Consider the following 22,644-nt stretch of genomic DNA (forward strand, 5'->3'; position numbering starts at 1 on the left):
TCCTATCGTCGCGGTCAAGTCACATTCCCTGCCTACCGCGGTCCACCCGGGGCATGAATCATGCCTGTGGGGAATAACCATGAAACCGGACGACGCTGGCGCAGCGATGCCGCGCGGCCTAGTCTCGCGCTGGCAGGAGATTTGCCGTGTTGGATAGCTGGATGGGCCGAGGCCAAAAGAGCTCCGACGGTCCTGACAAGGTAGGACTGGGAACGGTTCGCCGGCCGGTGATCGGGCTCGCGCTCGGCGGCGGCGCCGCGCGCGGCTTTGCCCATATCGGCATCATCAAGACCCTGCTCGCCCACGGCATCGTCCCCAACGTCGTGGTCGGCACCTCGATAGGCTCCGTCGTCGGCGGCGCCTATGCGGCCGGCCAAATCGACAAGCTGGAGCAGTGGGCCCGCAGCCTGCAGCCGCGCAGCGTGCTCGGCTACCTCGACATCCGCCTCAACGGCTCCGGCCTGATCGGCGGGACCAAGCTCGCCGCCGAGATCGAGGCGGCGCTGGGCCAGATCATGATCGAGGACCTCGCGGTCAAGTTCGCCAGCGTCGCAACCGAAGTCCGCACCGGGCACGAGATCTGGCTGACCCAGGGCCGTGTGGTCGACGCCATGCGCGCCTCCTACGCCCTGCCCGGCATCTTCGCGCCGGTGCTGATCGGCGACCGTTGGCTGGTCGACGGCGCGCTGGTCAATCCGGTGCCGGTTTCGGCCGCCCGTGCCCTCGGCGCCGAGATCGTCATTGCAGCGAACCTCTCCAGCGACGTGTTCGCGCACTCGACCACGATCTACAATCACGGACCGTCCGCCGCGCCCGAAGTGACGGTCGCGGTGACCGCCGAGGCAGAGATCGAGCCGGAACCTCCGAAGCGGCGGTTCGGCCGCTTCTTCTCCGCCGAACGGACCGTGAAGCGGGAGTTTTTCGGCAGCGCCAGCCGGCCCGGGATCTCGAGCGTCATGGTCGACGCCTTCAACATCATGCAGGACCGCATTACCCGCGCGCGCCTCGCCGGCGATCCGCCCGACATGCTGATCTCGCCGCGCGTCGGTCAGATCGGCTGGTTCGACTTCCACCGCGCCGACGACCTGATCGCACACGGCATCCGCGCCGCCGAACGCGCCATCGGCGCGATCGAGGAAGCCATCGAGATCCTGGTGCCGCCGTCCAACGGCGTGGGCACCCCCGGGAAGTAGCGCTTAGGCGGTCTTGCTCAGGCGGTCTTGATGTAGTCGCGCAGCGCTTCCTGCTCCTGCTCATATTCCTGCACGCGGCGCTTGACGACGTCGCCGATCGAGATCAGCCCGACCACCTTGCCGTCCTCGACGACAGGGAGATGGCGGAACTTGCCGGTGGTCATCATCTCCATCAGGCCGCTGACGGTATCGGACTCGCGGCAGCTCACGACCTTCTTGGTCATCACCGCGCTCACCGGTTCCTCCAGCACGCCCGCGCCGCGCTCTGAGAGCACGCGCACGATGTCGCGCTCCGACAGGATGCCTTCCATCCGGCCCTGCTCCATCACCAGCACGGCGCCGATCTTGCGCTCGCCCAGCAGTTTGACCGCGGCCGAGAGCTTCGCGCCGGGCGCGACGCTCATGACCTGATGGCCCTTTGCATCGAGAATGGAACGTACCGTCATTGTCGTCTCCCTGAATCCGTTCGCTCCCCGCATCAGCGGGGTCGAGCCTGTTCGCCAGAGTCTTCAATCAACAGTTCCGCGCCAATTTCGGTTTTGGGGCGCGGTCGGTAGCTGGGCTCGATGTGTTGGCCCGCTTTGTTCTGTGTCGCAAAGATGATGGAGGAATTCGAACCGAGCCGCAAGCGGCGATCAGACGCGGCCGGCCTGGTCCAGCGACGACGCATCCGCAGCATCATCTCGCGCGCGCGGAATCGGATCGAACAGCGAGAACAGCAACAGCCCGGCGAGGAAGCCGCCGATATGCGCCTGCCAGGCGACGCTCGCGTCCTCAGCACCGAGCGACAGCGAGGTGGCGCCGAACAGGATATTGACGCCGAACCAGATCGCCAGGAACGCGAGCACCCGCCCGTTGCGCAGCGCCCGCCACAGCGACAGCGCGGGCACCTTGGCGGCCGCGTCGGCATCGCCGCGGCTGAACGACAGAAAGCTGCCCTTCACAAAGGCGAAGCGCATCGCCGCCGCCATCGTCCCCGACACCGAGGCCGACGCGCCGATCATCGGCGCAATGGCGTGCTCATGGGTCAACAGATGCGCGAGCGCGCCGGCGGCTGCCGTCACCGCCATGAAGACAAAAAAGCGCACCGCACCGAAGCGCCGCGCCAGCGCGCTGCCGAACGGCAGCAGCCACAGCACGTTGAAGCCGATATGCGTAAGGTTGGCGTGCAGCAGCGAATAGGTGACGAAGGTCCAGACCTTGGCGCCGTCTCCGCCCGGGAAGGTGATGTCGAGCAGCGTCGAATCGTACCGCTTCGGGATGAAGCCGAAGACGTCGATGGTCCAGTTTTCCATCTCCGGCGGCAGCAGCACCCGCAGATGGATCACCGCGATCAGGAGGATGTAGGCGGTGAGCGCCGGCGGCAAGGTCAGGATCGGCTCGCGCGGCGCCTCCGGCGGCGGCTCGAGCGGGGATTCGGGATGGGAGTCCAAGGGGTCGACGACCTCGAATGCGGCTGTGCATCCCAGATAGGCGGCTTTCATGCCGCTGTGCAAGTGCACAATCCCGAAATCGGACATCTCTCGTGGCCCGGACGCGTCGCAGCCACGCAGTGTTGCGATGCAGAGCCGGACCCATCGAAATTGGCAATGCTCCCTGAACTTGCGAGACTTAAGACGCCTTCCGTATCCATTTGGTGCAAGATGAACGCGCAATTCTTTGTTTACATCCTCGCGAACGGGCGAAGCGGAACGCTGCATGTGGCGTGACCAAGCCGCTGGGCGGTGACATCGAGGCCGAATTCACGAAGCTCATCGACGCCGAGGCGCAGGCGATCCGCAAGGCCGGTGAACGTCCGGCGACGGCCCTCGACCGCTACTTCATTGTTGCCACGGCTTCGTACCTACTGTCGTGTGGCGCCCAGCTTGAGGCATGGCGACACTTCCAAGCAATTGCCTCGATATGACGATCACGGCCACGTTCAAAAATTTGGTGATCCAACAGGCTGGAAGGATCAAAGCCAAGGTGATGCGTGGAGATGACGAGGTGCGTTTAGGAAATCGTCTCGTAACGTTACACCCAGAGACGATAGAGGCCGCCAACTGAGGCGGCCTCTGATTGAGCGACCCCAGCAACCATTGGCGGCCTATGAGGAGGCTAGTTGCTGGGGCCATCTACTGGCCCGATGCGCTGAGCCAGATTGCGGTCACTCCACGTACATGACGACGCCGATGATGACGAGCGGGCTCAGCCCGAGGAGCACGATGCAAACGCTTTCGAGTATGTCACTGCCCATGACACAACCCCTACAGCTGGGATTGAAGCCTACGCCCGGGAACCGACCGCACCAGTGCAGATTGTGCCAAGCCGTAGAATCACGGTGATGGGGCCGGTTGCTTATAACCTCGCCTCTGCGCTATTTGCGCAGCGATGCGATGTAAGCGGCGATATCCGCTGCTTCGACTCGATTCAGCGGAAAATTTGGCATCTTTGGATGCGGGTCGAGCAGGAAAAGCGCCAGCTTATCGGGACTAAAATCTGGGTTACGCGCAACTGCAGCAAATGGCGGCACATCGGCGACTGCCTGCTTCTGATCGTCGCTGACCACGTGACAGGTGGCGCACCATCGTTTTGCCAGCTCCGCCCCGTGGTTTGCATCCGCAGCAAGGGCCGCCGATCCGGTCAGTTCAAACGCGACGGCGAAAATCGCTGCATGACAGATTTTCATTGAGCAGGATTCCAACTCGATGGATCGCTTGTACCGCTGATCGGCCACGGCTTGAAGGGGGCAGATGATCGCGATACTCTCGTGCCGCATCGCAATACGGCCGTATGTCCCTTGTGGATCGGGGTCGGATCAACTTGGTCGGTGATTGGACGCCTATCCGGATGCCTGAAGAGATCGCGAACGCCAACATTGCGCACTTCAAGGCGCTCCTTGAGACGGAAACGGACGCGGAGAGGCGCGCCGCTATCGAACGTCTACTGGCGGAGGAGGAGCTAAAGGTCGCCGCCTTGCGCAATGCCCGGACCGAGCACAACAAAAAGCGCTGAGTTGGAGGCCTGCCATTCGCGCCAATGGGTTGGATGAATGGCAACGGGGGCCGCCGTCTCCGCGCTTACCCAACCCCGAAGCACACGGCGGCACGGAAAGACAACCGCGTGGGTTTCTCCAGCGTCGAAAACCGCGACTTCGAGATCACGGTCGAACGGTGCGCTCGCTATCGTCTGCCAGTCCATAACAAAATGGTCTGGCAGTTCCTTGGCAGCGTCTTTGACCTTCATCAATTCAAGCTTGGTCATTGTCGTCGGACACCGCTAACGGACACTCTTTGCCCATCATGGCCCCGAGCATCCTGACTCATCGAGCATCATCTAGCCCGAAGGAGCCCGTGTTTAAAATTCGGGTGGTGTGCGTAAGGGGTTTCCCGGATCAGGGGTATTCGAGTCCGCCCATATCTCGCTGCACAAGTGCTTGCAGGCCGTCCACTTGATGGCGTCCAGCAAGCATTTCGGTCCCTCAGCTGCACCGCATTTTCTGGCTGAGTTCGGTACGGCAACTGCATTGCGCTGGGCGTGGAGGATCAAGACCGGGCTGAGAAAGCCATTGGGAGTCAAAGGTAAGCGGCTCACCTAACCTACTTAGTGTTTGCACCTGGGGGCTCAGTTTCGATTTTTGGAGTGGCCTTAGGTTCATATTGTCGGTAGCCGACATTTGATTCGCTATTTGCTTTTCCGAGGCGCAGCATAACGAACCTTGGCTCAACCAAAGGAAGTCGAGCCATGTTGAATTTCATTTTTCAGGCGAACATCGCTCACTACAAAGAGCTACTGGCGACCGCGACCGACGCTAGGAAGATCGCCCTGCTCCACGAGCTGTTGGCGGAGGAAGAAGCCAAGCTGGCCGACTTCCATATCAAGAAGGCGAGAGAGAAGGCGGCGGCCTCATGAAGCCGAAGCTTCGGATTCTGCTGTCGGAAACCGTCGGAGTTGAACATGGCCCTCCTCAGACGCGAGTTGTACCGCCAAGTTAGAGGCCCTGAGGTCACCCACGCCGATCGTTGCGCACTGGTCTTCGATACGGACACCAAAAGCTTGTATGTCGAGCGGGAGGTGGCGCATTTGGACGCACGCGTCAGCGGTACGATTGAGATCCAAACTGCAGCAATCGATATCGCGGATTATCTCAAGCAAGGTGGACAAACTGCCGGGCACCGCGAATTGTGGCGGCTGCTGAGGACCCTCTTCAAAGACACTGATGATACCGAAGAGATGATCGGTTACGTGCGCGCGCTCCGATAGCCGCCATCTTACGGGCACGCTTCGCGAGGTTCTTATCGATCTTTTGACTTGCGAGCGTAGGTTTAAAAGCCGGTGCCGCTGGCACCACGGCTTTTCCGCGCCCAGGTCCGGGCGCATTTTTGGCCGTCATCTCATTCTTCGCCTTCTGCTCAGCCATCATGCTGACCGCGCGAATGCTCCTCTACCTTTCGGCGTGCATCCTTTATGCCGCTTTCAAATGTTGCTTCCGGGATCGCAGCCATCTTACGGGCGCGACGGTGATGGGCCTTTCGGAAACGGAGGGTTTTTCTGCAACCCGCCGTTTAGCTGCAACGACTTGTGCCTCGTCCATCTGCCATGCCCTGCGCTTTCGGCTAGGGTGCAGGCTTCGGTTTCGGTGGGGCAGCGGTTCGTCATCGGGGATCAGAGCGAAATCTTCTCGACGAGATGAGGGACGCGTTGCGGTGGATCAAAAGGAGACGGCTGTCCCGAACTGGAAATGCAGTGCGCGGAAAACGTCAATAAAAACAAACAAGGGAGGGCGCTGAGAACGCCCTCCCTGATCGGCTGGTCTTCTCGTGCCCCAGAGGGATCGGGAGAATATCCCCACCCCTCCCGCACGGTGACCAAACTGTTTCACGCCACCTGTGTACCAACCACGCCGGCGCTTGGGGCAGCCGGCGAACGGGAACGCGCGGACCCTAGGCGCAGGTTCCGCGGCCGCCAAGGACATAGTTAAATTTACCTTAACAACACAAAGCTGCCGATAAGCCGCCCGAACCGCGGCCACGGCATGGACGCTGCACAGCCCTCCCTGCACAACAGAGAAGGGAAGGCGCCTGAGCAAAACCGGGACAGATGTGTCCCGCCGAGCCAGGTGCCGGGCAAGGTTTTTAGATGAAACACAGCTCCAGCCGCGAATTCTTCGCCTATTGGAATGCGAAGCGCGGCGCTGCGCGTGCACCCGACCGGAGTGAATTCGAACCGTCCGCGGTGCGCGAGCTGCTGTCCGACATCTTCGTGCTGTCCTATGACGGCGAGACCCGCTTTCCGTTCCGCGTCGCCGGCACCCGCACCTCCGCCCTGCTCGGCTGCGACCTCAAGAACCGCAGCTTTTCCGCCCTTTTCACTGGCGAAAGCCGCGGCGAGATCGAAGACATCATCACCTGTGTCGTCGAAGAGACCCTGCCGGCCATCGCCGGCATCACCGCCACGACCGAAACCGGCTCCAAGGCGCACCTCGAGTTGCTGCTCCTGCCCTTCACCGCCCGCGTCCATATGCCGGCGAGCCTGACCGGCCTGCTCGCCCCGTTCGAGGATGACGTCACCCGGCTGCACGACCTCGTCCTGACCTCGTGGCGCTACCTGCATCCCCAGGAGCGGCTGGTGCCGCGGACCCTGCGCAAGCTCGCGATCGCGCGCGGCCTCATGGTCTACGAAGGACTGCGCTAGCCCCGACGCCAGCCCTCGTCCGGCGGCGAGACCGGCCACGCCGGTCGCTTGCACCGCGGGCCGCGGAACTCTATTAGCTGTTTCGCCGCCATGGCGGGGGTGATCCGCTTATTGCAGCTGCGGCCGGGCTGGGCATGTTTCGCAATTCGATCAGGCAGAAGATCGTCGGCATCGCCGCAGGACTCATCGTCCTCGCGGTGATCACCTCGCTGCTGTCGATGGTGATGGCGGGCCAGGTCGGCCATCTCCTGGATGAGCTCACCAACCGCTACATCCCCGCCTATGGCCATCTCGCCCGCGTCAACATCCGCTCGCTGGAGCGGTCTTTGGCGATGCGCCGGATGATGATGGCGAAGATGCAGGCGGCGGGAGAAGCCAGCGGCTACGACGCGGCGCGCAAGACGTTCGACGAAATCGAGCCCCAGATCAAGCGCGAGGCCGACGCGGCGCGCGTGCTGATCGATTCGATCATCGCCGATCCCTCGACCCCGTCGGACAACGCCGCCCTCGGGCGCCTCGATGACCGCATCGACAATGCCGTCAACGACCTCCTGATGCGCCTGAACGCCGAGAACAAGACGCTGCTCGACCAGCTCGACGCCCAGGACTTCGCGGCCGCGAAAGCGACTACGCTGCGCGCCGACGCGCTGCGCGACGACTTCGCCAACAAGATCGAAGGCATTCGTGCCGACATGCTGGCGCAGGTCGCTTCGGCCGCCGCGAAGGTGATGAGTGCCCAGCAGCGGGCGATCATCATCTCCGGCGTCGTGACCGCGATTGCCGCGATCCTCGGCTTCGTGTTCGCGATGCTGGTCGGCAGCGGCATTACGCGCCCGGTGATGCGGCTGCTGGAGGGCACCCGCGAGGTCGAGGCGGGCCGCCTCGACGGCACCATCGCGATCACGACCCAGGACGAGATCGGCCAGCTGTCGGCCGCCTTCAACCGCATGATCGAGACGCTGCGTCACAACCAGCGCATCCGCGAGACCTTTGGCCGCTACATCAATCCGCGGATCGCCGAGGGCCTGCTCGAGCAGCCGGCGATCGCCGCCACCGAAGGACAGCGCCGCATCATGACGGTGATGTTCTGCGACATGAAAGGCTTCACCAGCCTGAGCGAAGGCGTGACGCCGCGCGGCCTCGTCAAGATCATGAACCTCTATCTGTCGACGATGTCCGCGCCGGTCCATGCGCATCGCGGCATCATCGACAAATATATCGGCGACGCCATCATGGCCTATTGGGGCGCCCCCTTCGTCGAGGAGGCCGAGCAGACCCATCTGGCCGCGCTTGCCGCCATCGACATGATCGGCCAGGTCAGCCAGCTGCGCAAGGATCTGCCCGAACTGCTCGGCGTGCGCGCAATCCCGGCCGATTGCGATATCCGGATCGGGATCGCCACCGGCGAAGCGCTGGTCGGCAGCATCGGCTCTGAATTCATGATGAGCTACACCGTGCTCGGCGACACCGTGAACCTCGCCTCGCGGCTGGAAGGCGCCAACAAGTTCTACGGCAGCCGCAGCCTGATCTCGGAAGCCACCGCGAGCGCCTGTGCCGACGCCATCGAACTGCGCGAGATCGATCGCCTGGTCGTGATGGGGCAGAGCCAGCCGGTCGCCGTGTTCGAGATCATGGGCAAGAAGGACGAGCTGACATCAGCGCAGGCCGAGCTGCGGCAGCATTACGCCGACGGCCTCGCCGCCTATCGCGCGCAGCGCTGGGACGATGCCGAGCAAGCCTTCACCGCGGCACTGGCCGCGGCGCCGGGCGACGGACCGTCGACCGCAATGAAGGCGCGCGTTGCAGCCTTCAGGCAAAATCCGCCGGCGGCGGATTGGGATAGTGCCTGGCACCTGGAGCAGAAATAGCGCCGCGTCAGCCACCGCTTACAGCTGCGCCTCGATCGCCGTCTTGTCGATCACTGACCACACCTCCACGATCTTGCCATCGCGGAGTTTGTAGAACACGTTTTCGGTGAACGACACACGCCTGCCGTTGATAGCCAGGCCGAGGAAGTTTCCCTTCGGCGAACACTCGAACGCCAGCCGACTTGCGACGTGAGACGCGTCTGACACCAGCAGCGCGATGTTGAAGCGAAGGTCCGGGATATCGCGAAAGTCCTTCTCCAGCATCGCGCGATAGCCTGGTAGCCCGATCCGACGGCCATTGTGGGATACGTCGTCGCCGACGAATTGGCCAAGCCGCGGCCAGTCCTGCCGGTTCAGGCAGGCAATGTAGTTCCGGTAGATCTCGGCGAGGTCCGTCTGCATCATCAATCGTCCTTGTCGCTGCGCGCCGGGTAGACACTGAAGACTTGAATACGATTCTAACACCGATGTTAGTTTCGGCGAACAAACCAGCCGGCAGGCGCAAGTGCAACGCCCGGAAGCGACAGTGCGATTGCCGCATCGACAGATAATTTTCAGAGCGCGCGGAATGTCTCTCGCGATCGGGAGTTAGTGCTTGAGATCAACGACTGTCTACGTCAAATCGGGAGATGCGCATGATCAAGTCACCGATGAAGCTCGCAATGCTTACGGCATTTCTGACAGCACCGATCATCCTGTTCCCACCGCACACCGCCCTCGCCGCTGGTGGAGGTGGTGGCGGCGGCGGAGGAGCAGGCGGCGGTGAGCTCTACGGGTCGAGCTACAGCACCCCCACGCCGGCCTATCCCCAGCAGAAGGACAGACGGACCACGCACAGGGTCAAGAAGCCCGCCAAGCAGTCCAGCTTCGACGATCCGGCATTCCGCGACGGCTATCGCGCGGCCTATGCGACGATCTACGAACGCAACGACTACGCCGCCGCGATCGATCAGCTCCACACGCTCGGCCGCGACGATCATCCGAACGTCGCCAACCTGATCGGCTACTCCTATCGCAAGCTCGGCGACTACAAGCAGTCGCAGGTCTGGTACGAGCGCGCGCTGAAGGCCGATCCCAACCACGTGCTGACGTGGAACTACTACGGCCTGTGGCAGATCGAACAGGGCAACCGCGACCAGGCGCAGTATCATCTGCAGCGGATCGCCGAGATCTGTGGCACCGACTGCGAGGAGTATCGCACGCTGGCCGCGGCACTGGAGAAGCCGCCGGGTACGAACCTCGTCTACTGAGCGCGCTTCGCGTCCGGGCTGCACGCGCCGTTGGCTTCTCGCGGCGCCGTCCGCTATCGGTGGGCACCCGAACCATTTGCGAGTCCGTCATGCCCGACCTGATCGATTTCGGTACGTTGCAGCTCAAATTCCTGCAGAGCAAGGAGACCACCGGCGGCAGCGTCGATCTGTTCGAGATGACGCTGCAGCCCAACGCCCGGATGCCGATTCCGCACTATCACGAGAGCTGGGACGAGACGATCTACGGGCTTTCGGGCGTCTCGACCTGGCGGGTCGACGGCAAGGAGGTCGACATCGGGCCCGGCGAGTCGGTGTTCATCAGGCGCGGTGTCGTGCACGGCTTCACCAACCGCTCGAACGGTCCGGCGACCTGCCTCTGCCTCCTCAGCCCCGGCGCGCTCGGACCGCAATATTTCAAGGACATGGCGGCGCTGATGGCAGGCGGTGCCCCGGATCCAGCCAGGATGAAAGATACGATGCTGCGCTACGGCCTGGTGCCGGTCGCTTCCTGAGCGCTCGGCAAGAGAAACCTGCACCGCCGGCGGCCCTGCTCAAAACCGCGTCGTGCCGAGCGGCAGGCCGAGTTTTACGCGGCCAACCAGCCCGTAGCTGATCGGGGTCATCGCGACATGCTTGATCGCGGCCTGGACGTCGCGGATCGAACGTTCCAGCGTACCGGTCTCGAAGATCGCGGCCGTGCCGGCGGACGCCGCGATCATATCGACGATTCGGGCGGCGCTTTCGCCGGCGTTGGCGCAGGCGATCCGGTGCAGCAGCCGCGCTTCGATCAGGCGCTCGCCTCCGGCCTCGCTCGCCGCCATCAGCTCCGTCATGTCCTCGACCAGCAGCGCCCGCGCCGACCGCAGCGCCGTTTCGGCTCGGCCGACCATCGACTGGACCAGCTCGCCGTCGCGCAGCTGGCCGACGCCACCCAGCCGCGGCTTCTTGCCCGCGAGCGCGATGAAGGCGTCGAGCGCGCCGCGCGCGATCCCGAGCGGCACGACCGAGACGGTCCAGGAAAACGCCGCCAGACCCGGCAGGCGGTACGGGATACCCGGCTGGGTCGGCTTGAAGTCGACCAGCGGATGGGTGTGGCTGTCAGGCACGAAGCAGTCCTGCATCTCGAAGTCGCAGCTTCCGGTGGCGCGCAGTCCGGACACGAACCAGGTGTCGTGGAGGCGGACGTCGGCGCGATCGACGTAGCAGCAGATCGGCGGGCTGTCCTTGCCGTCGGGCCCCTTGACGCTCGCCAGCCCCATGAACCTGGTCGCGTGGGGCGCGCCGCTGCCGAACGGCCAGCGTCCGCTGACGCGATAGCCGCCCTCGACCTCCACCGCCGTCCCGATCGCCCCAGTTGCGCTCGCGATGAACGCAAGCGGATCGGCGAACCAGCCCCGCACCACCTCCTCCGGCAGATAGCCGCCGGCCCGGCTCATGCCGCCGCCATTGCCGACCAGCCAGCCTACCGAGCCGTCGAGCGCGGCGGCCGCCTCGACGATCGTCATGAAGTCGAGCGGCGAGAATTCCGGCCCGCCCAGCGCCTTCGGCAAATACAGCCGAAACATTCCGGCCTCGGCCAGGGCGCGGACCACGGCGTCGGGAAGCCGGCGTCCCCGGTCGAAATCCGCCCGTTGCTCGGCAATCAGCGGGGCAAGCCGCTCGAGCGCGGCCAAATGGTCGGCAACAGCGGGGTTGGCAGGCTGGGGCATGGCGCCTTCCTTTTGCGAAAGCTGGCAATATCGGGAGTTCAGCGCGGCGACGCGGATTTGGCCATGGCACCTGGCGTCGCAGCGGGAGTGTCATCTCTTTGTCATGAATTGTGCCGACAGGTTCAGCGGACCAGTTTCGGGGACACGCATGGACTATTTCAAACGCTTCAACTTCCTGTTCGCCGCGCCTGTTTTCGAGGCCGACGACCTCGAAGGCATCCGCTTCAACCAGATCATCGCCGAAATCGAGCGCTCCGGCTTCGAGGTGGTCCGCGCCCGCAAGCTGGAAGATGCCGAGATCGCGGTGCAGACCGATGCGGCGATCGGCTGCATGGTGGTCGACTGGGGCAAGAAGGGTCTCGAGGGCAAGACCGCGGCGCTGATCAATCTGATGCGCCGGCGCGGCCTCGACTTCCCGATCCTCCTGCTGATCCGCCGCAAGCGGTTCGAGGACCTGCCGGTCGAGGTGCTCGATTTCATCGACGGCTATGTGTTCTTGTCCGAGGAAACCCCGCCCTTCATCGCCAAGAACCTGATCTCCAGGCTGAAGCAATATGCCGAGAACCTGAAGACCCCGTTCTTCGGGGCGCTGGTCGACTATGCCGAGGAAGGCAACCAGCTCTGGACCTGCCCGGGCCACAATGGCGGCGTGTTCTACAGCCGCAGCCCGATCGGCCGGGTGTTCGTCGAGCATCTCGGCGAGGCGGTGTTCCGCGACGACCTCGACAATTCCGTGCTCGATCTCGGCGACCTCCTCACCCATGAGGGGCCGGCGCTGCGGGCGCAAAAGGAAGCCGCCAAGATATTCGGCGCCGAGAAGACCTATTTCGTGCTCAACGGCACCTCGACATCCAACAAGGTCGCGCTCGGCTCGCTGGTCACCGACGGCGATCTCGTGCTGTTCGACCGCAACAACCACAAGGCCGCCCATCACGGCGCGCTCCTGATCGGCGGCGGCATCCCGGTCTATGTGCCGACAGTGCGCAACGCCTGGGGCCTGATCGGCCCGATGCGCTGGGACCTGCTCGACGAGGGGAGCTTGCGCGACCAGATCCGCAAGCACCCGCTGGTCAAGGACGAGAACGCCTGGAAGAAGGAGCGTCCGTTCCGCGTCGCCGTGGTCGAGCAGTGCACCTATGACGGCACCATCCACTCCGCCGAGATGATCCTCAAGCGCATCGGCCATCTCTGCGACTACATCCTGTTCGACGAGGCCTGGGCCGGCTTCATGAAGTTCCACCCGATCTATGCCGGCCGCTTCGCGATGGGGCTTGCCGATCTCGGCCCCGAGGCGCCCGGCATCATCGCCACCCAATCGACCCACAAGCAGCTCGCGAGCTTCTCGCAGGCCTCGCAGATCCACATCCGCGACCGCCACATCAAGGGCCAGAAGCGCCGGGTCGAGCACCGCCGCTTCAACGAAAGCTTCATGCAGCACGCCTCGACCTCGCCGTTCTATCCGATCTTCGCCTCGCTCGACGTCGGCGCGCAGATGATGAAGGGCCGCTCCGGCGAAGTGCTGTGGGACGACACGATCCGGCTCGGCATCGAGCTGCGCAAGAAGATCCGCGCGGTGAAGCGCGAGTTCGAGGAGAAGGAGACGCGCGCCGAGCGGCGCTGGTTCTTCGAGCCGTTCGTGCCGGACCGCGTGATGATCCCCGACGTCGCACGCGAGAACGGCGTGCACAATGTCGCCTGGGAGACGATCTCGACCGATCAGCTCGCCACCAATCCGTCCTACTGGCAGCTCAGCCCGGGCGAAACCTGGCACGGCTTCCCGGAGTTGACCGCGGGCTTCGCCATGACTGACCCGAACAAGCTCACCTTGCTGACGCCGGGGTTCGACCACGCCACCGGCGCCTATGCCGACCACGGCATCCCCGCCCCGGTCGTCGCGCAATATCTGCGCGAGAACCAGATCGTCGCCGAGAAGAACGACCTCAACTCCCTGCTCTTCCTGCTGACACCCGGCGTCGAGGCCAGCAAGGCCGGCACGCTGGTGTCCGGGCTCGTCGCCTTCAAGAAGCTGCACGACGACAACGCGCTGGTCGAGGACGTCATCCCCGAATTCTTCCGCCGCCGCCCGCAACGCTACACCGGGGTGCGGCTGCGCGACCTCTGCGGCGACATGCACCGCTTCTTCCGCGACGGCGGCGTCAGCACGCTGCAGGCCAAGCAATTCCTGCCCGAGCATCTCCCGGAGATCGCGATGTCGCCGCGCCAGGCGGCGCAATATCTGATCCGCAACGACGTCGACTATCTGCCGATCGACCAGATCTTCGGCCGCATCGCCGCGACGCCGTTCGTGGTCTACCCGCCCGGCATCGCCACCATCGTGCCAGGCGAGCGGCTGTCGGAACGCAGCAAGCCGATGATCGATTACTTGCGGATGTTCGAGGCGAGCTTCAATGCGTTCCCGGGCTTCGAGGTCGAGGTCCAGGGCATCTACAAGGAGATCGACGACGCGGGCCGCGTCCGCTTCTACACCTATGTCGTGTCCGAATAGGGCCAGCGGACGCAACACAATGGAGAATGATCACAAGATCACCGTCCGTCCCTCGCGCGACAGCGACGTCGATGCGATGCTGTCGATCTACCGCTATCACATCCGCCACGGCATCGAGGAGAGCGTCGACGATTCCGGCACGCCGGAGCCCGACGACCTGCGCGACCGCCGCAAGAATCTGCGCAACACCCGCCTGCCGCATCTGGTCGCGCTGTGCGACGGCGAGGTGGTCGGCTATGCCTATGTGGTCCAGTTCCGCAAGCGTCCGGCCTATCGCTACACGGTGAAGCATTCGATCTATATCCACCACCGCTTCACCGGCAAGGGCGTCGGCGGCCGGCTGTTGCAGGAACTGGTCGACGCCTGCGCGGCGGCCGGATTCCGCCAGATGATCGGCTACATCGACAGCGACAATGCGGCGTCGCTGGCGCTGCACGAGCGGTTCGGTTTCGCCCGCGTCGGCCATCTGCCCGGTGTCGCCTATCGCTACGGCCGCTGGTCCGACACCGTGATGGTGCAGCGCTCGCTCGCCGCCGGCTCGACCGCCCCGCCGCCACCCGCGCCGCTGTCGCGGCGGTGATGGGCGATGGGGGTGCGCGGCTCCCTCCCATTCGTCGTCCTGGCGAAAGCCAGGACCCATAACCACCGCATTCGGTGATGAACGGGACAGCGGCCCCAGCGCCGCACAACAATTTAGATTTGGGGTAATGGGTCCTGGCTTTCGCCAGGACGACATCGAATGTGTGGCGCGATCTCGAGCAAGTTCGGTGTCATCACCCGCCTTCGCGAAAGCGGGTGATCCAGTATTCCAGAGACGCCAGTGCTTGAGCCGAGAGGCCGCGGCGTACTGGATCGCCCGGTCGAGCCGGGCGATGACAGTTGTAGTGGGTGACGAACTGAGGCCGCCCTACTCCAGCGTGAAGCCGACCCGCAGCGTCACCTGATAATGCGCGACCTTGCCGCCTTCGATATGGCCCCGGGTCTGCACCACCTCGAACCATTTCATTTCCCGGATCGTCGCCGACGCGCGGCTGACGGCGTTCTCGATCGCCGCCTCGATACTCTTGTCCGATGATCCGACCAGTTCGAGGATCTTGTAGACGTGGTCCTTGTCGTGCGTGGTGGGCATGTCGACCTCCCTGGGGTGGTTGCGCGATCCGGACTATTTGCACTCCGATCCGGACAGTCCGTCGTCCGGTACGGGCTGTCGTCAAACCACGAAATGCTGCGCGGCAACACACCGGTTGACTTGAATCAACGTGTTGCGGCGCCTTTGGTGCCAGCATGCATTTGGTGCCAGCCGGGCGCCTGCCCTTGTCGGCGCCATGACCTATGGTAGCATGGTTTGATCAAGTATTCGGGAGCGATCGATGTCCACAGCGTCCAGCTCACCCGCCACACCTCCTCACAGCCTCGGATCCGGGCTTGCCAACCTTCGCGCGAAGTGGGGCTGGATCGTTGCCCTTGGCGTGATCTACCTGATCGCAGGCGTGCTCGCCTTCGGCAGCGTGTTCTTTGCCACCGTCGTCAGCGTGCTGTTCGTCGGCGCGATGATGATCGTCGCCGGCGTTGCCGAGATCATCAACGCGTTCCAGTTCAAGACCTGGGGCAAGTTCCTGTTCTGGCTGCTGCTCGGCGCGCTCTATGTCGTCGCGGGCTTCATCACCTTCGAAAACCCGCTGCTCGCAGCTGCAACGCTGACGCTATTCCTCGGCATCGCGCTGGTGGTCTCCGGCATCGTCCGCATCTTCCTGGCGTTCGGCATGAACTCGGCGGCGCCGTGGGGAATGGTCGCGATCTCCGGGCTGATCACGCTGGTGCTCGGGGCCATGATCCTGGCGCGCTGGCCGGTGTCGAGCCTCTATGTGCTCGGCATCTTCCTCAGCGTCGACCTGATCTGCGCCGGCGTCAGCTGGATCAGCATGGGCATGGCGCTGAAGCAGCGAGCGTGAGGCGCGAATGCAGGGCGGGTTAGCGTCAGCGTAACCCGCCGCAAATCTCGCACGCGGAGAAATGGCGGGTTACGCTTGCGCTCACCCGCCCTGCGGTCCTCCGCAACGCCTCAGGGCTGCGCGAGGTGCCAGGCGCCGTTGAGAAAGCCGTCGCCGGTGATGTCGCCGGCCTTCTGGTCCTTGGCGAAGGTATAGAGCGGCTTGCCCTTGTAGGCCCACTGCTTCGAGCCGTCGTCACGCGCGATGATGGTGTAGCCGCCTTCGGCCTTGTCGCTGGCTTCCGCCTTCAGCACCGGCCAGTTCGTGGCACACGGGCCGTTGCAGGCCGACTTGCCCTCGGTGTCCTTGTCGAAAGTGTAGAGCGTCATGCCCTTGGTGTCGGTCAGCACCGAGCCCTTCGCCGTGGTGCCGGTCTTGGTCGGCGGCGCGGCAAAGGCGGCGGAGGCGAGTGCGAATGAAGCGGCGGTAGCGAGCGCGAGTGCGAGCGTTGTCTTCATGGTGTCTCCCTTTCGAATGCAAATGGCTTGCATGCGTAAGGACGCCGAAGGACGCACCGTATTCCGTTGGCGGCGCGCGAAGAATTTTCGATACATCCGTCCGCAGAAGCGGAATAAAGCGGCAGGCGCGCGTTGATACCGTCCCGTAGCCCGCATGAGCGCAGCGATATGCGGGACGCCCCCGGATATCGCGGAGCCTGTCATCGGGCGCGTTCGCGCGACCCGTTGGCTCATCCGGGCTACAGCACCGAATCTCCTACCGTCTGATCTCCTCGGCCGCGCGCACCAGCGGGCGGTCGGAGAGCTGGATCGGGCCGGAGAACGGCGTGCTCATTTCGAGGATCAGATAGATCGCGGCCGCGATCAGCGCCGCGGCGGCGATGTAGGTCGAGACCACGACCGCATTGCGCGGTGCGCGAAAGCCCAGCGTCGCGAACATCAGCGTCAGCCACCCGACCAGGATGCAGATCAGCGGCGACGGAAACGTACTGTCGGACTGCTCGGCAAAGGTCCAGCGCTGCTGCACCGCCTGCCGGTAGACCGATCGGGCGTCGTTCCACAGCGCGACACTCTGCTCGTCGTCGAACTTCAGCTCGCGGAGGCTGGTGCCGACCTCGTCGAGCAGATGTTCGGACACCTCGTTCGCGCGCGAGATCGGCACATCCTTGAGCGCCTGCTCGACATAGGCGAGCAGCCGCTTGCGCGGCTCGTCGGCGCTGGGGCCGAGCGGCCGCAGGCTGCGGTCGAGCAGGATGATGTCGGTGGCGAACACATGCAGGTTGCGGTCAACCGCCACATAGGTGTTGGCCGAATTGTTCATCATCAGGCCGAGCAGCAGCGACGGCATGGTGACGAACAGGGTCGCGACCAGGCGTACCGAGGTATTGGTCTCGTCGCTGCGGTGATGGTCCTGGAGCCGGCCATGGATCGCCATGGTCGCAAGCGCGGCACCGCCGAGCAGCATGAAGATCAGGACGGCGACGACGACTGCAACCACGGCTTGCAAAGACCTGCGAGAGAATCAGGTGCGCAGGATAGCAAGCGCCGCGCGGTGGCGCATGTCCGGTTGACTGGCCGTCCCTACGCGCTATCAGTCCGGAACGCTTTTTGGGGCGTCCGGCGCGCCCGAGGAGAGAAACACGTGCATATTGTCGACGACCGCGAGGTCAACCGCGTCCTGACCTTTCCGATCCTGATCGAGGCGATCGAGGCCGCGCACCGGCGGCCGAAGATCGCCGTAAAGGACGGCTATCTCGGCGACGACAGGGGCCAGCAGCTGGTGACGCGCAGCGCGGTCGATGCCGGCCGCTTCATGATGACCAAGCTGTACACCAGCTTCCCGGGCAACCTTGCGCATGGCAAGCTGCCGGCCGTGCAGGCGGTCTGCGTGCTGTTCGACGGCAATGACGGGCGGCCGCTGGCAGTAATGGACGCCGCCGAGATCACCCATTGGAAGACCGCCGCCGACTCCGCGCTCGGCGCCAAGCATCTGGCGCGGCCGGATGCCGAGACCCTGCTGGTGGTCGGCGCCGGCGAGATGGCGCGCTGGCTGGTGCGGGGCCACCGCACGGTACGGCCGCAGCTGAAGCGGGTGCGGATCTGGAACCGGACCGTCGAGCGCGCGCAGGAGCTCGCCACGCTGCTGGAGGACGACGGCATCGCCGCCGATGTCGTCACCGATCTCGACGCCGCGACACGCGAGGCCGACATCATCACCACCTGCACCCGCTCGCGTGAGCCGCTGGTCAAGGGCGCGAACCTGAAGCCCGGCACCCATCTCGATCTGGTCGGCGGCTTCACACCCGACACCCGCGAGTCCGACGACGAGGCGGCGCGGCGCGCGCGCATCTTCGTCGACCGCCGCGAATCCGCGTTCGACGGCGTCGGCGACATCCTGCAACCGATCGCCAGCGGCGCCATCCGCGAGAGCGACGTGCTCGGCGATCACTACGACCTCGCGACCGGCAAGGTCGCCGGCCGCCTGTCCGCCGGCGACATCACCTTCTTCAAGAACGCCGGCGGCGGGCATCTCGATCTGATGACCTGCGAGACGGTGCTTGCGCAGCTGGGGAAGGAGTTAGGGTGACGGCGCAAGCGTAGGGCGGGTTAGGCGAAGCCGTAACCCGCCGCGCCGCAGCGCATGGAAAGACGGCGGATTACGCCTTCGGCTAATCCGCCCTACACCTTACGTCTCCCGCAGCCAGACCTCACCGATCGAATGGTCGGAGCGCTTGCGCAGCACGATGTCGGCCCGCGTCCGCGTCGGCAAGATGTTCTCCCTGAGATTGGCGCGATGATGCTCGCGCCACAGCCGCTCCGCGACCTCGCGCGCGTCGCCGGGCGGCAGATCCCTGTAATGGTGGAAATAGGAGGCGGGGTTTCGGAACGCGGTCGGCTGCAACCTGAGGAAGCGTTCGACATACCAGGATTGGATGTCGGCCTCATCGGCATCGAGGTAGATCGAGAAATCGAAGAAATCCGACACCACCACCGGCGCCGTGCCGCGCGCCAGCAGCACGTTGAGGCCCTCGAACACCAGGATGTCCGGCTGCTGGATGACCTGCCGTTCCGACGGCACGATATCGCCGATCAGGTGCGAGTAGACCGGCAGCTCGAGCTCACCTTCACCCGCCTTGGCGGCCGCGAGAAACCGCAGCATCCGCGGCAGATCGTAGCTTTCCGGAAAGCCCTTGCGCCGCATCAGGCCGCGCTCTTCGAGAACAGCGTTGGGATGCAGGAAGCCGTCGGTCGTCACCAGCTCGACGCGCGGGCGATCTGCCCAGCCGGCCAGCAGAGCACACAATACACGGGCAAAGGTGCTCTTGCCGACGCCGACGCTGCCGGCCAACGCGACGATGTAGGGCGAACGGCGCGCCGGACGGCCGAGAAACTCCACCTTGACCTGCATCAGGTTGCGCGCCGCCGAGAAATGCAGGTTCAACAGCCGCGTCAGCGGCAGATACACGTCGCTGACTTCGGCTGATGTGATCGGCCCGTTCAGGCCGCGAAGCGCCGTGAGATCGGCGTCCGACAGCGTCAGCGACGTGCTGGAGCGCAATGCCGCCCAGTCGCCGCGGCCGAACATCATGTAGGCGGAGAGCTCGTCGGGGTGGGTCATTCTCCGATCTTGCCGAGGCACAGACTGCGACGTCAATGGCGCAGAAACCGTAGGGCGGGTTAGCGAAGCGTAACCCGCCGCAGCCCGATACGAGGAAGCAATGGCGGGTTACGGCTTTGCCTAACCCGCTCTCCGCTCCCTACTCCGCGGCCTGCTGCGCCGGTGCGTCCAGCGCCGCCGACACCTTCGGCGGCGACATCGGCAGGCTGTAGAAGCGCTTGCCGAGTGCGTTATGCACCGCGTTGGCGACTGCGGCCATCACCGGGACCAGCGGCACCTCGCCGACGCCCTTGACGCCCTGCGGATGCTTCGGGTTCGGCACCTCGACCAGCGCGCAGTCGAGCATCGGCAGGTCGGAGCAGACCGGCATGCGATAGTCGAGGAAGCCCGGATTATCGACCTTGCCGTCCTTGTTGTAGATGTACTCCTCGTTCAGCGCCCAGCCGATGCCCTGCGCGACGCCGCCCTGCAGCTGGCCCTCGACATAGCTCGGATGCACGGCGCGGCCGACATCCTGCACGGCGGTGTAGCGGATCACGCGCACGATGCCGAGATCGACATCGACCTCGACGTCGCAGATATGCGTGCCGAAGCCGCCCTCGGCGCCTTGCGTGTTGAGCTGCACGCTGGCGCCGATCGGGCCGCCCTGCGAGGGCGCCTTTTCGGCAAGGTCCGCGAGCGTCAAGGGCTCGAACTGGCCGGCATTCGGGCTCACCGGATGCGCGGCGCCGTTCTCCCACTTCACCGCTTCAGGGTCGATCTCCCAGATCTTCGCGGCGCGCTCGCGCAAGGTCGCGATCACCTTGTCGGCCGCCTGCGTCACCACCATCGAGGAGGCGAACAGCACGCGGCTGCCGCCGGTGAGATTGGAGAAGCCGACCGTCTGGGTATCGCCGATGATGACGGAGATGCGCTTGTAGTCGATGCCGAGCAGTTCGGCGCAGATATTGGCGATGCCAGCGCGCGAGCCGCCGATATCGGGATGCCCCGTCGTTACGACGACGTTGCCGTCCTCGGTAATGTTGACCTGCGCGGAGGATTCACCGCCGGCGTTGAACCAGAAGCCGGAGGCGATACCCCTGCCCTGATATTTGCCGAGCGGCGCGGCATAATGCGGATGGTTCTTCGCGGCCTCCAGCGTTTCGATATAGCCGATGCGCGGAAACACCGGGCCATGCGCGGCCTTGGTGCCTTCCTTGGCAGCGTTCTTCAGCCGCAGCGCCAGCGGATCCATCTTCAACGCTTCGGCCAATTCGTCGAGCACGCATTCCACCGCATAGGCGCCGATCGGCGCGCCGGGCGCACGATAGGCCGCGACCTTGGAGCGGTTGGAGCAGACGTCAAACCCTTCCGACAGTACGTGCGGAATGTCGTAGGGCGCGAAGCTGCAGCCGACCGCACCGCGGATCGGCGACCCCGGAAACGCGCCGGCCTGCAGATAGAAGCTGCCATGGGCGGCGACGATGGTGCCGTCCTTCTTCGCGCCGATCTTCACCGTGCTCTTCGAGCCCGAGGTCGGCCCGGTGGCGCGCATCACCTCCTCGCGGGTCATCACCATCTTGACCGGGCGGCCGGATTTCTTGGCGAGCATTGTCGCCAGCGGCTCGAGATAGACGATGGTCTTGCCGCCGAAGCCGCCGCCGATCTCGGCGGGAATCGCGCGGATATCGCTCTGCGGGATGCCCGTCAGCATCGAGGTCATCGCGCGCACCATGAACTGGCCCTGGCTCGACGACCAGATCGTGGTCTTGCCGTCGGCCGCGACCGAGATCAGGCAGGCGTGCGGCTCGATGTAGCCCTGGTGCACCGGGCGCGTGGTGAAGGAGCGCTCGACGACGATGTCGGCGTCCTTGAAGCCTTGCGCGATATCGCCCTTCCTGGATTCGATGCGGCCCATGATGTTCGAGGGCTTGCCGTCGAATCTGTTGAACTCGTGCAGGATCGGCGCATCAGGCTTGAGCGCGTCGTCGATCTCGATCGCCCAGGGCAGCACCTCGTAGTCGACCTCGATCAGCTTGCAGGCTTCCGCCGCGATCGCCTCCGTGGTGGCGGCGACGGCGGCGACGGGATGGCCGGGGAACAGCGCCTTGTCGCGCGCCATCACGTTGCGGCACATCCAGCGCATGTCCTGGATGCCGAGCATCACCGCGCCCTTCTCGATCGTGAAGTCGACGATGTCACGCGAGGTGATCACCGCTTTCACGCCGGGCAGCGCCTCGGCCTTCGCGGTATTGATCGACTTGATGCGAGCATGCGGATGCGGGCTGCGCAGCACCTTACCCCAGATCATGCCGGGCATGGTGGTGTCGGCGGCGAACGCCGCGCGGCCGGTCACCTTGTCGACGCCATCGGGCCTGATGGTGCGCTGACCGATCCATTTGTTGTTGACGACGTTCATGGGCGTGTCTCCCGCATTTCAGCCGCGGTCTCCATCACCGCGCGGACGATCTTGTCGTAACCGGTGCACCGGCAGAGATTGCCGGCGAGCCAGAAGCGGACTTCCTCCTCGGTCGGATTCGCGTTGCGCGCCAGCAGTGCCTCGGAGGCGACCAGCATGCCCGAGGTGCAGATGCCGCACTGGAGCGCGGCGTGCTCGAGGAATTTCTGCTGCAAGGGATGCAGCCTGTCGCCCTTGGCCATGCCCTCGATGGTCCGGATCTCGTGGCCGTCGGCCTCGGCCGCGAGCATCAGGCAGGAGCAGATCAGCCGGCCGTCGAGCGTGATCGAACAGGCGCCGCAATCGCCTGAGGCGCAGCCTTCCTTGGAGCCGGTGAGCCCCAATTGTCCGCGCAAGGCGTCGAGCATGGTCTCATACGGCTCGCAGAGGAATTCGACCGGCTCGCCGTTGACTGAGGTGGTGACGTGCAGTTTCGGCATG

Annotated in this window: 24 protein-coding genes; 12 read left to right on the forward strand and 12 right to left on the reverse strand. The window is 64.6% G+C overall.

Annotated features, from left to right (window positions below; all coding sequences use genetic code 11):
* Positions 1-146: 146 nt before the first annotated feature.
* Complete coding sequence (locus AC066Y_RS31575; RefSeq protein WP_478277274.1) at positions 147-1,193, forward strand: patatin-like phospholipase family protein; 1,047 nt, start codon at positions 147-149, stop codon at positions 1,191-1,193.
* Positions 1,194-1,210: 17 nt separating this feature from the next.
* Here the strand turns inward: AC066Y_RS31575 and AC066Y_RS31580 are convergent, their stop codons facing one another.
* Complete coding sequence (locus AC066Y_RS31580; RefSeq protein WP_478277275.1) at positions 1,211-1,639, reverse strand: CBS domain-containing protein; 429 nt, start codon at positions 1,637-1,639, stop codon at positions 1,211-1,213.
* Positions 1,640-1,828: 189 nt separating this feature from the next.
* Complete coding sequence (locus AC066Y_RS31585) at positions 1,829-2,677, reverse strand: rhomboid family intramembrane serine protease (protein ID WP_478277276.1); 849 nt, start codon at positions 2,675-2,677, stop codon at positions 1,829-1,831.
* Positions 2,678-2,898: 221 nt separating this feature from the next.
* Between AC066Y_RS31585 and AC066Y_RS31590 the strand changes: the two genes are divergently transcribed.
* Entirely contained in the window at positions 2,899-3,099 is a 201-nt protein-coding gene (locus AC066Y_RS31590) for a hypothetical protein (RefSeq protein ID WP_478277277.1), read from the forward strand.
* 450 nt (positions 3,100-3,549) lie between these two features.
* Here the strand turns inward: AC066Y_RS31590 and AC066Y_RS31595 are convergent, their stop codons facing one another.
* Together AC066Y_RS31595 and AC066Y_RS31600 are read right to left on the reverse strand one after the other, a co-directional pair.
* Entirely contained in the window at positions 3,550-3,861 is a 312-nt protein-coding gene (locus AC066Y_RS31595) for a c-type cytochrome (protein ID WP_478277278.1), read from the reverse strand.
* Between the two features lie 272 nt (positions 3,862-4,133).
* Positions 4,134-4,436 carry a hypothetical protein gene (locus AC066Y_RS31600; protein WP_478277279.1) on the reverse strand — a complete coding sequence of 101 codons (303 nt, stop codon included), beginning with the start codon at positions 4,434-4,436 and terminating at the stop codon, positions 4,134-4,136.
* A gap of 480 nt (positions 4,437-4,916) precedes the next feature.
* Between AC066Y_RS31600 and AC066Y_RS31605 the strand changes: the two genes are divergently transcribed.
* From AC066Y_RS31605 to AC066Y_RS31620, 4 genes are all read left to right on the forward strand, one after another.
* On the forward strand, positions 4,917-5,084 hold the full coding sequence (locus AC066Y_RS31605; RefSeq protein ID WP_478277280.1) for a hypothetical protein: 168 nt from the start codon (positions 4,917-4,919) through the stop codon (positions 5,082-5,084).
* Between the two features lie 45 nt (positions 5,085-5,129).
* Positions 5,130-5,435 (forward strand): hypothetical protein, encoded by a 306-nt coding sequence (locus AC066Y_RS31610; RefSeq protein ID WP_478277281.1) that lies wholly within the window; start codon positions 5,130-5,132, stop codon positions 5,433-5,435.
* Between the two features lie 876 nt (positions 5,436-6,311).
* The gene (locus AC066Y_RS31615; RefSeq protein WP_478277282.1) at positions 6,312-6,866 is read left to right on the forward strand and encodes a PAS domain-containing protein; all 555 of its coding nucleotides are present in this window, start codon (positions 6,312-6,314) and stop codon (positions 6,864-6,866) included.
* 134 nt (positions 6,867-7,000) lie between these two features.
* Positions 7,001-8,734, forward strand: coding sequence for an adenylate/guanylate cyclase domain-containing protein (locus AC066Y_RS31620; RefSeq protein WP_478277283.1), 1,734 nt, complete (start codon positions 7,001-7,003; stop codon positions 8,732-8,734).
* Positions 8,735-8,752: 18 nt separating this feature from the next.
* Here the strand turns inward: AC066Y_RS31620 and AC066Y_RS31625 are convergent, their stop codons facing one another.
* Positions 8,753-9,139: an ester cyclase gene (locus AC066Y_RS31625; RefSeq protein WP_478277284.1), complete on the reverse strand. Its 387-nt coding sequence runs from the start codon at positions 9,137-9,139 to the stop codon at positions 8,753-8,755.
* Positions 9,140-9,369: 230 nt separating this feature from the next.
* Between AC066Y_RS31625 and AC066Y_RS31630 the strand changes: the two genes are divergently transcribed.
* Together AC066Y_RS31630 and AC066Y_RS31635 are read left to right on the forward strand one after the other, a co-directional pair.
* A complete protein-coding gene (locus tag AC066Y_RS31630; RefSeq protein WP_478277285.1) occupies positions 9,370-9,984 on the forward strand; it encodes a tetratricopeptide repeat protein in 615 nt (204 codons plus the stop codon).
* 89 nt (positions 9,985-10,073) lie between these two features.
* Entirely contained in the window at positions 10,074-10,496 is a 423-nt protein-coding gene (locus tag AC066Y_RS31635) for a cupin domain-containing protein (RefSeq protein ID WP_478277286.1), read from the forward strand.
* A 39-nt stretch (positions 10,497-10,535) separates the two neighbouring features.
* On the opposite strand, the gene AC066Y_RS31640 is transcribed toward AC066Y_RS31635, so the two are convergent.
* Positions 10,536-11,693, reverse strand: a complete 1,158-nt coding sequence (locus tag AC066Y_RS31640; protein WP_478277287.1) for an acyl-CoA dehydrogenase family protein — start codon at positions 11,691-11,693, stop codon at positions 10,536-10,538.
* Between the two features lie 148 nt (positions 11,694-11,841).
* On the opposite strand from AC066Y_RS31640, the gene AC066Y_RS31645 reads away from it, so the two are divergent.
* Positions 11,842-14,199 carry an Orn/Lys/Arg family decarboxylase gene (locus AC066Y_RS31645; RefSeq protein WP_478277288.1) on the forward strand — a complete coding sequence of 786 codons (2,358 nt, stop codon included), beginning with the start codon at positions 11,842-11,844 and terminating at the stop codon, positions 14,197-14,199.
* A gap of 19 nt (positions 14,200-14,218) precedes the next feature.
* Positions 14,219-14,779 (forward strand): N-acetyltransferase family protein, encoded by a 561-nt coding sequence (locus AC066Y_RS31650; RefSeq protein WP_478277289.1) that lies wholly within the window; start codon positions 14,219-14,221, stop codon positions 14,777-14,779.
* Between the two features lie 327 nt (positions 14,780-15,106).
* Here AC066Y_RS31650 and AC066Y_RS31655 read toward each other — a convergent pair whose 3' ends face one another.
* The gene (locus AC066Y_RS31655; protein ID WP_478277290.1) at positions 15,107-15,328 is read right to left on the reverse strand and encodes a dodecin; all 222 of its coding nucleotides are present in this window, start codon (positions 15,326-15,328) and stop codon (positions 15,107-15,109) included.
* A gap of 241 nt (positions 15,329-15,569) precedes the next feature.
* On the opposite strand from AC066Y_RS31655, the gene AC066Y_RS31660 reads away from it, so the two are divergent.
* Positions 15,570-16,151 (forward strand): HdeD family acid-resistance protein, encoded by a 582-nt coding sequence (locus tag AC066Y_RS31660; protein ID WP_063695610.1) that lies wholly within the window; start codon positions 15,570-15,572, stop codon positions 16,149-16,151.
* Between the two features lie 110 nt (positions 16,152-16,261).
* Here AC066Y_RS31660 and AC066Y_RS31665 read toward each other — a convergent pair whose 3' ends face one another.
* Positions 16,262-16,648 (reverse strand): COG4315 family predicted lipoprotein, encoded by a 387-nt coding sequence (locus AC066Y_RS31665; RefSeq protein ID WP_478277291.1) that lies wholly within the window; start codon positions 16,646-16,648, stop codon positions 16,262-16,264.
* Positions 16,649-16,904: 256 nt separating this feature from the next.
* Positions 16,905-17,645: a bestrophin-like domain gene (locus AC066Y_RS31670; RefSeq protein ID WP_478277292.1), complete on the reverse strand. Its 741-nt coding sequence runs from the start codon at positions 17,643-17,645 to the stop codon at positions 16,905-16,907.
* A gap of 144 nt (positions 17,646-17,789) precedes the next feature.
* Between AC066Y_RS31670 and AC066Y_RS31675 the strand changes: the two genes are divergently transcribed.
* Positions 17,790-18,734 carry an ornithine cyclodeaminase family protein gene (locus tag AC066Y_RS31675; protein ID WP_478277293.1) on the forward strand — a complete coding sequence of 315 codons (945 nt, stop codon included), beginning with the start codon at positions 17,790-17,792 and terminating at the stop codon, positions 18,732-18,734.
* 99 nt (positions 18,735-18,833) lie between these two features.
* Here AC066Y_RS31675 and coaA read toward each other — a convergent pair whose 3' ends face one another.
* From coaA to AC066Y_RS31690, 3 genes are all read right to left on the reverse strand, one after another.
* Positions 18,834-19,766 carry a type I pantothenate kinase gene (gene coaA, locus AC066Y_RS31680; protein WP_478277294.1) on the reverse strand — a complete coding sequence of 311 codons (933 nt, stop codon included), beginning with the start codon at positions 19,764-19,766 and terminating at the stop codon, positions 18,834-18,836.
* A 139-nt stretch (positions 19,767-19,905) separates the two neighbouring features.
* On the reverse strand, positions 19,906-22,164 hold the full coding sequence (locus tag AC066Y_RS31685) for a xanthine dehydrogenase family protein molybdopterin-binding subunit (protein WP_478277295.1): 2,259 nt from the start codon (positions 22,162-22,164) through the stop codon (positions 19,906-19,908).
* On the reverse strand, positions 22,161-22,643 hold the full coding sequence (locus tag AC066Y_RS31690; RefSeq protein WP_478277296.1) for a (2Fe-2S)-binding protein: 483 nt from the start codon (positions 22,641-22,643) through the stop codon (positions 22,161-22,163). Before AC066Y_RS31690 ends, AC066Y_RS31685 begins: the two co-directional genes overlap by 4 nt.
* Position 22,644 lies beyond the last annotated feature (1 nt).

It is taken from the genome of Bradyrhizobium sp. USDA3010, from assembly GCF_056429065.1.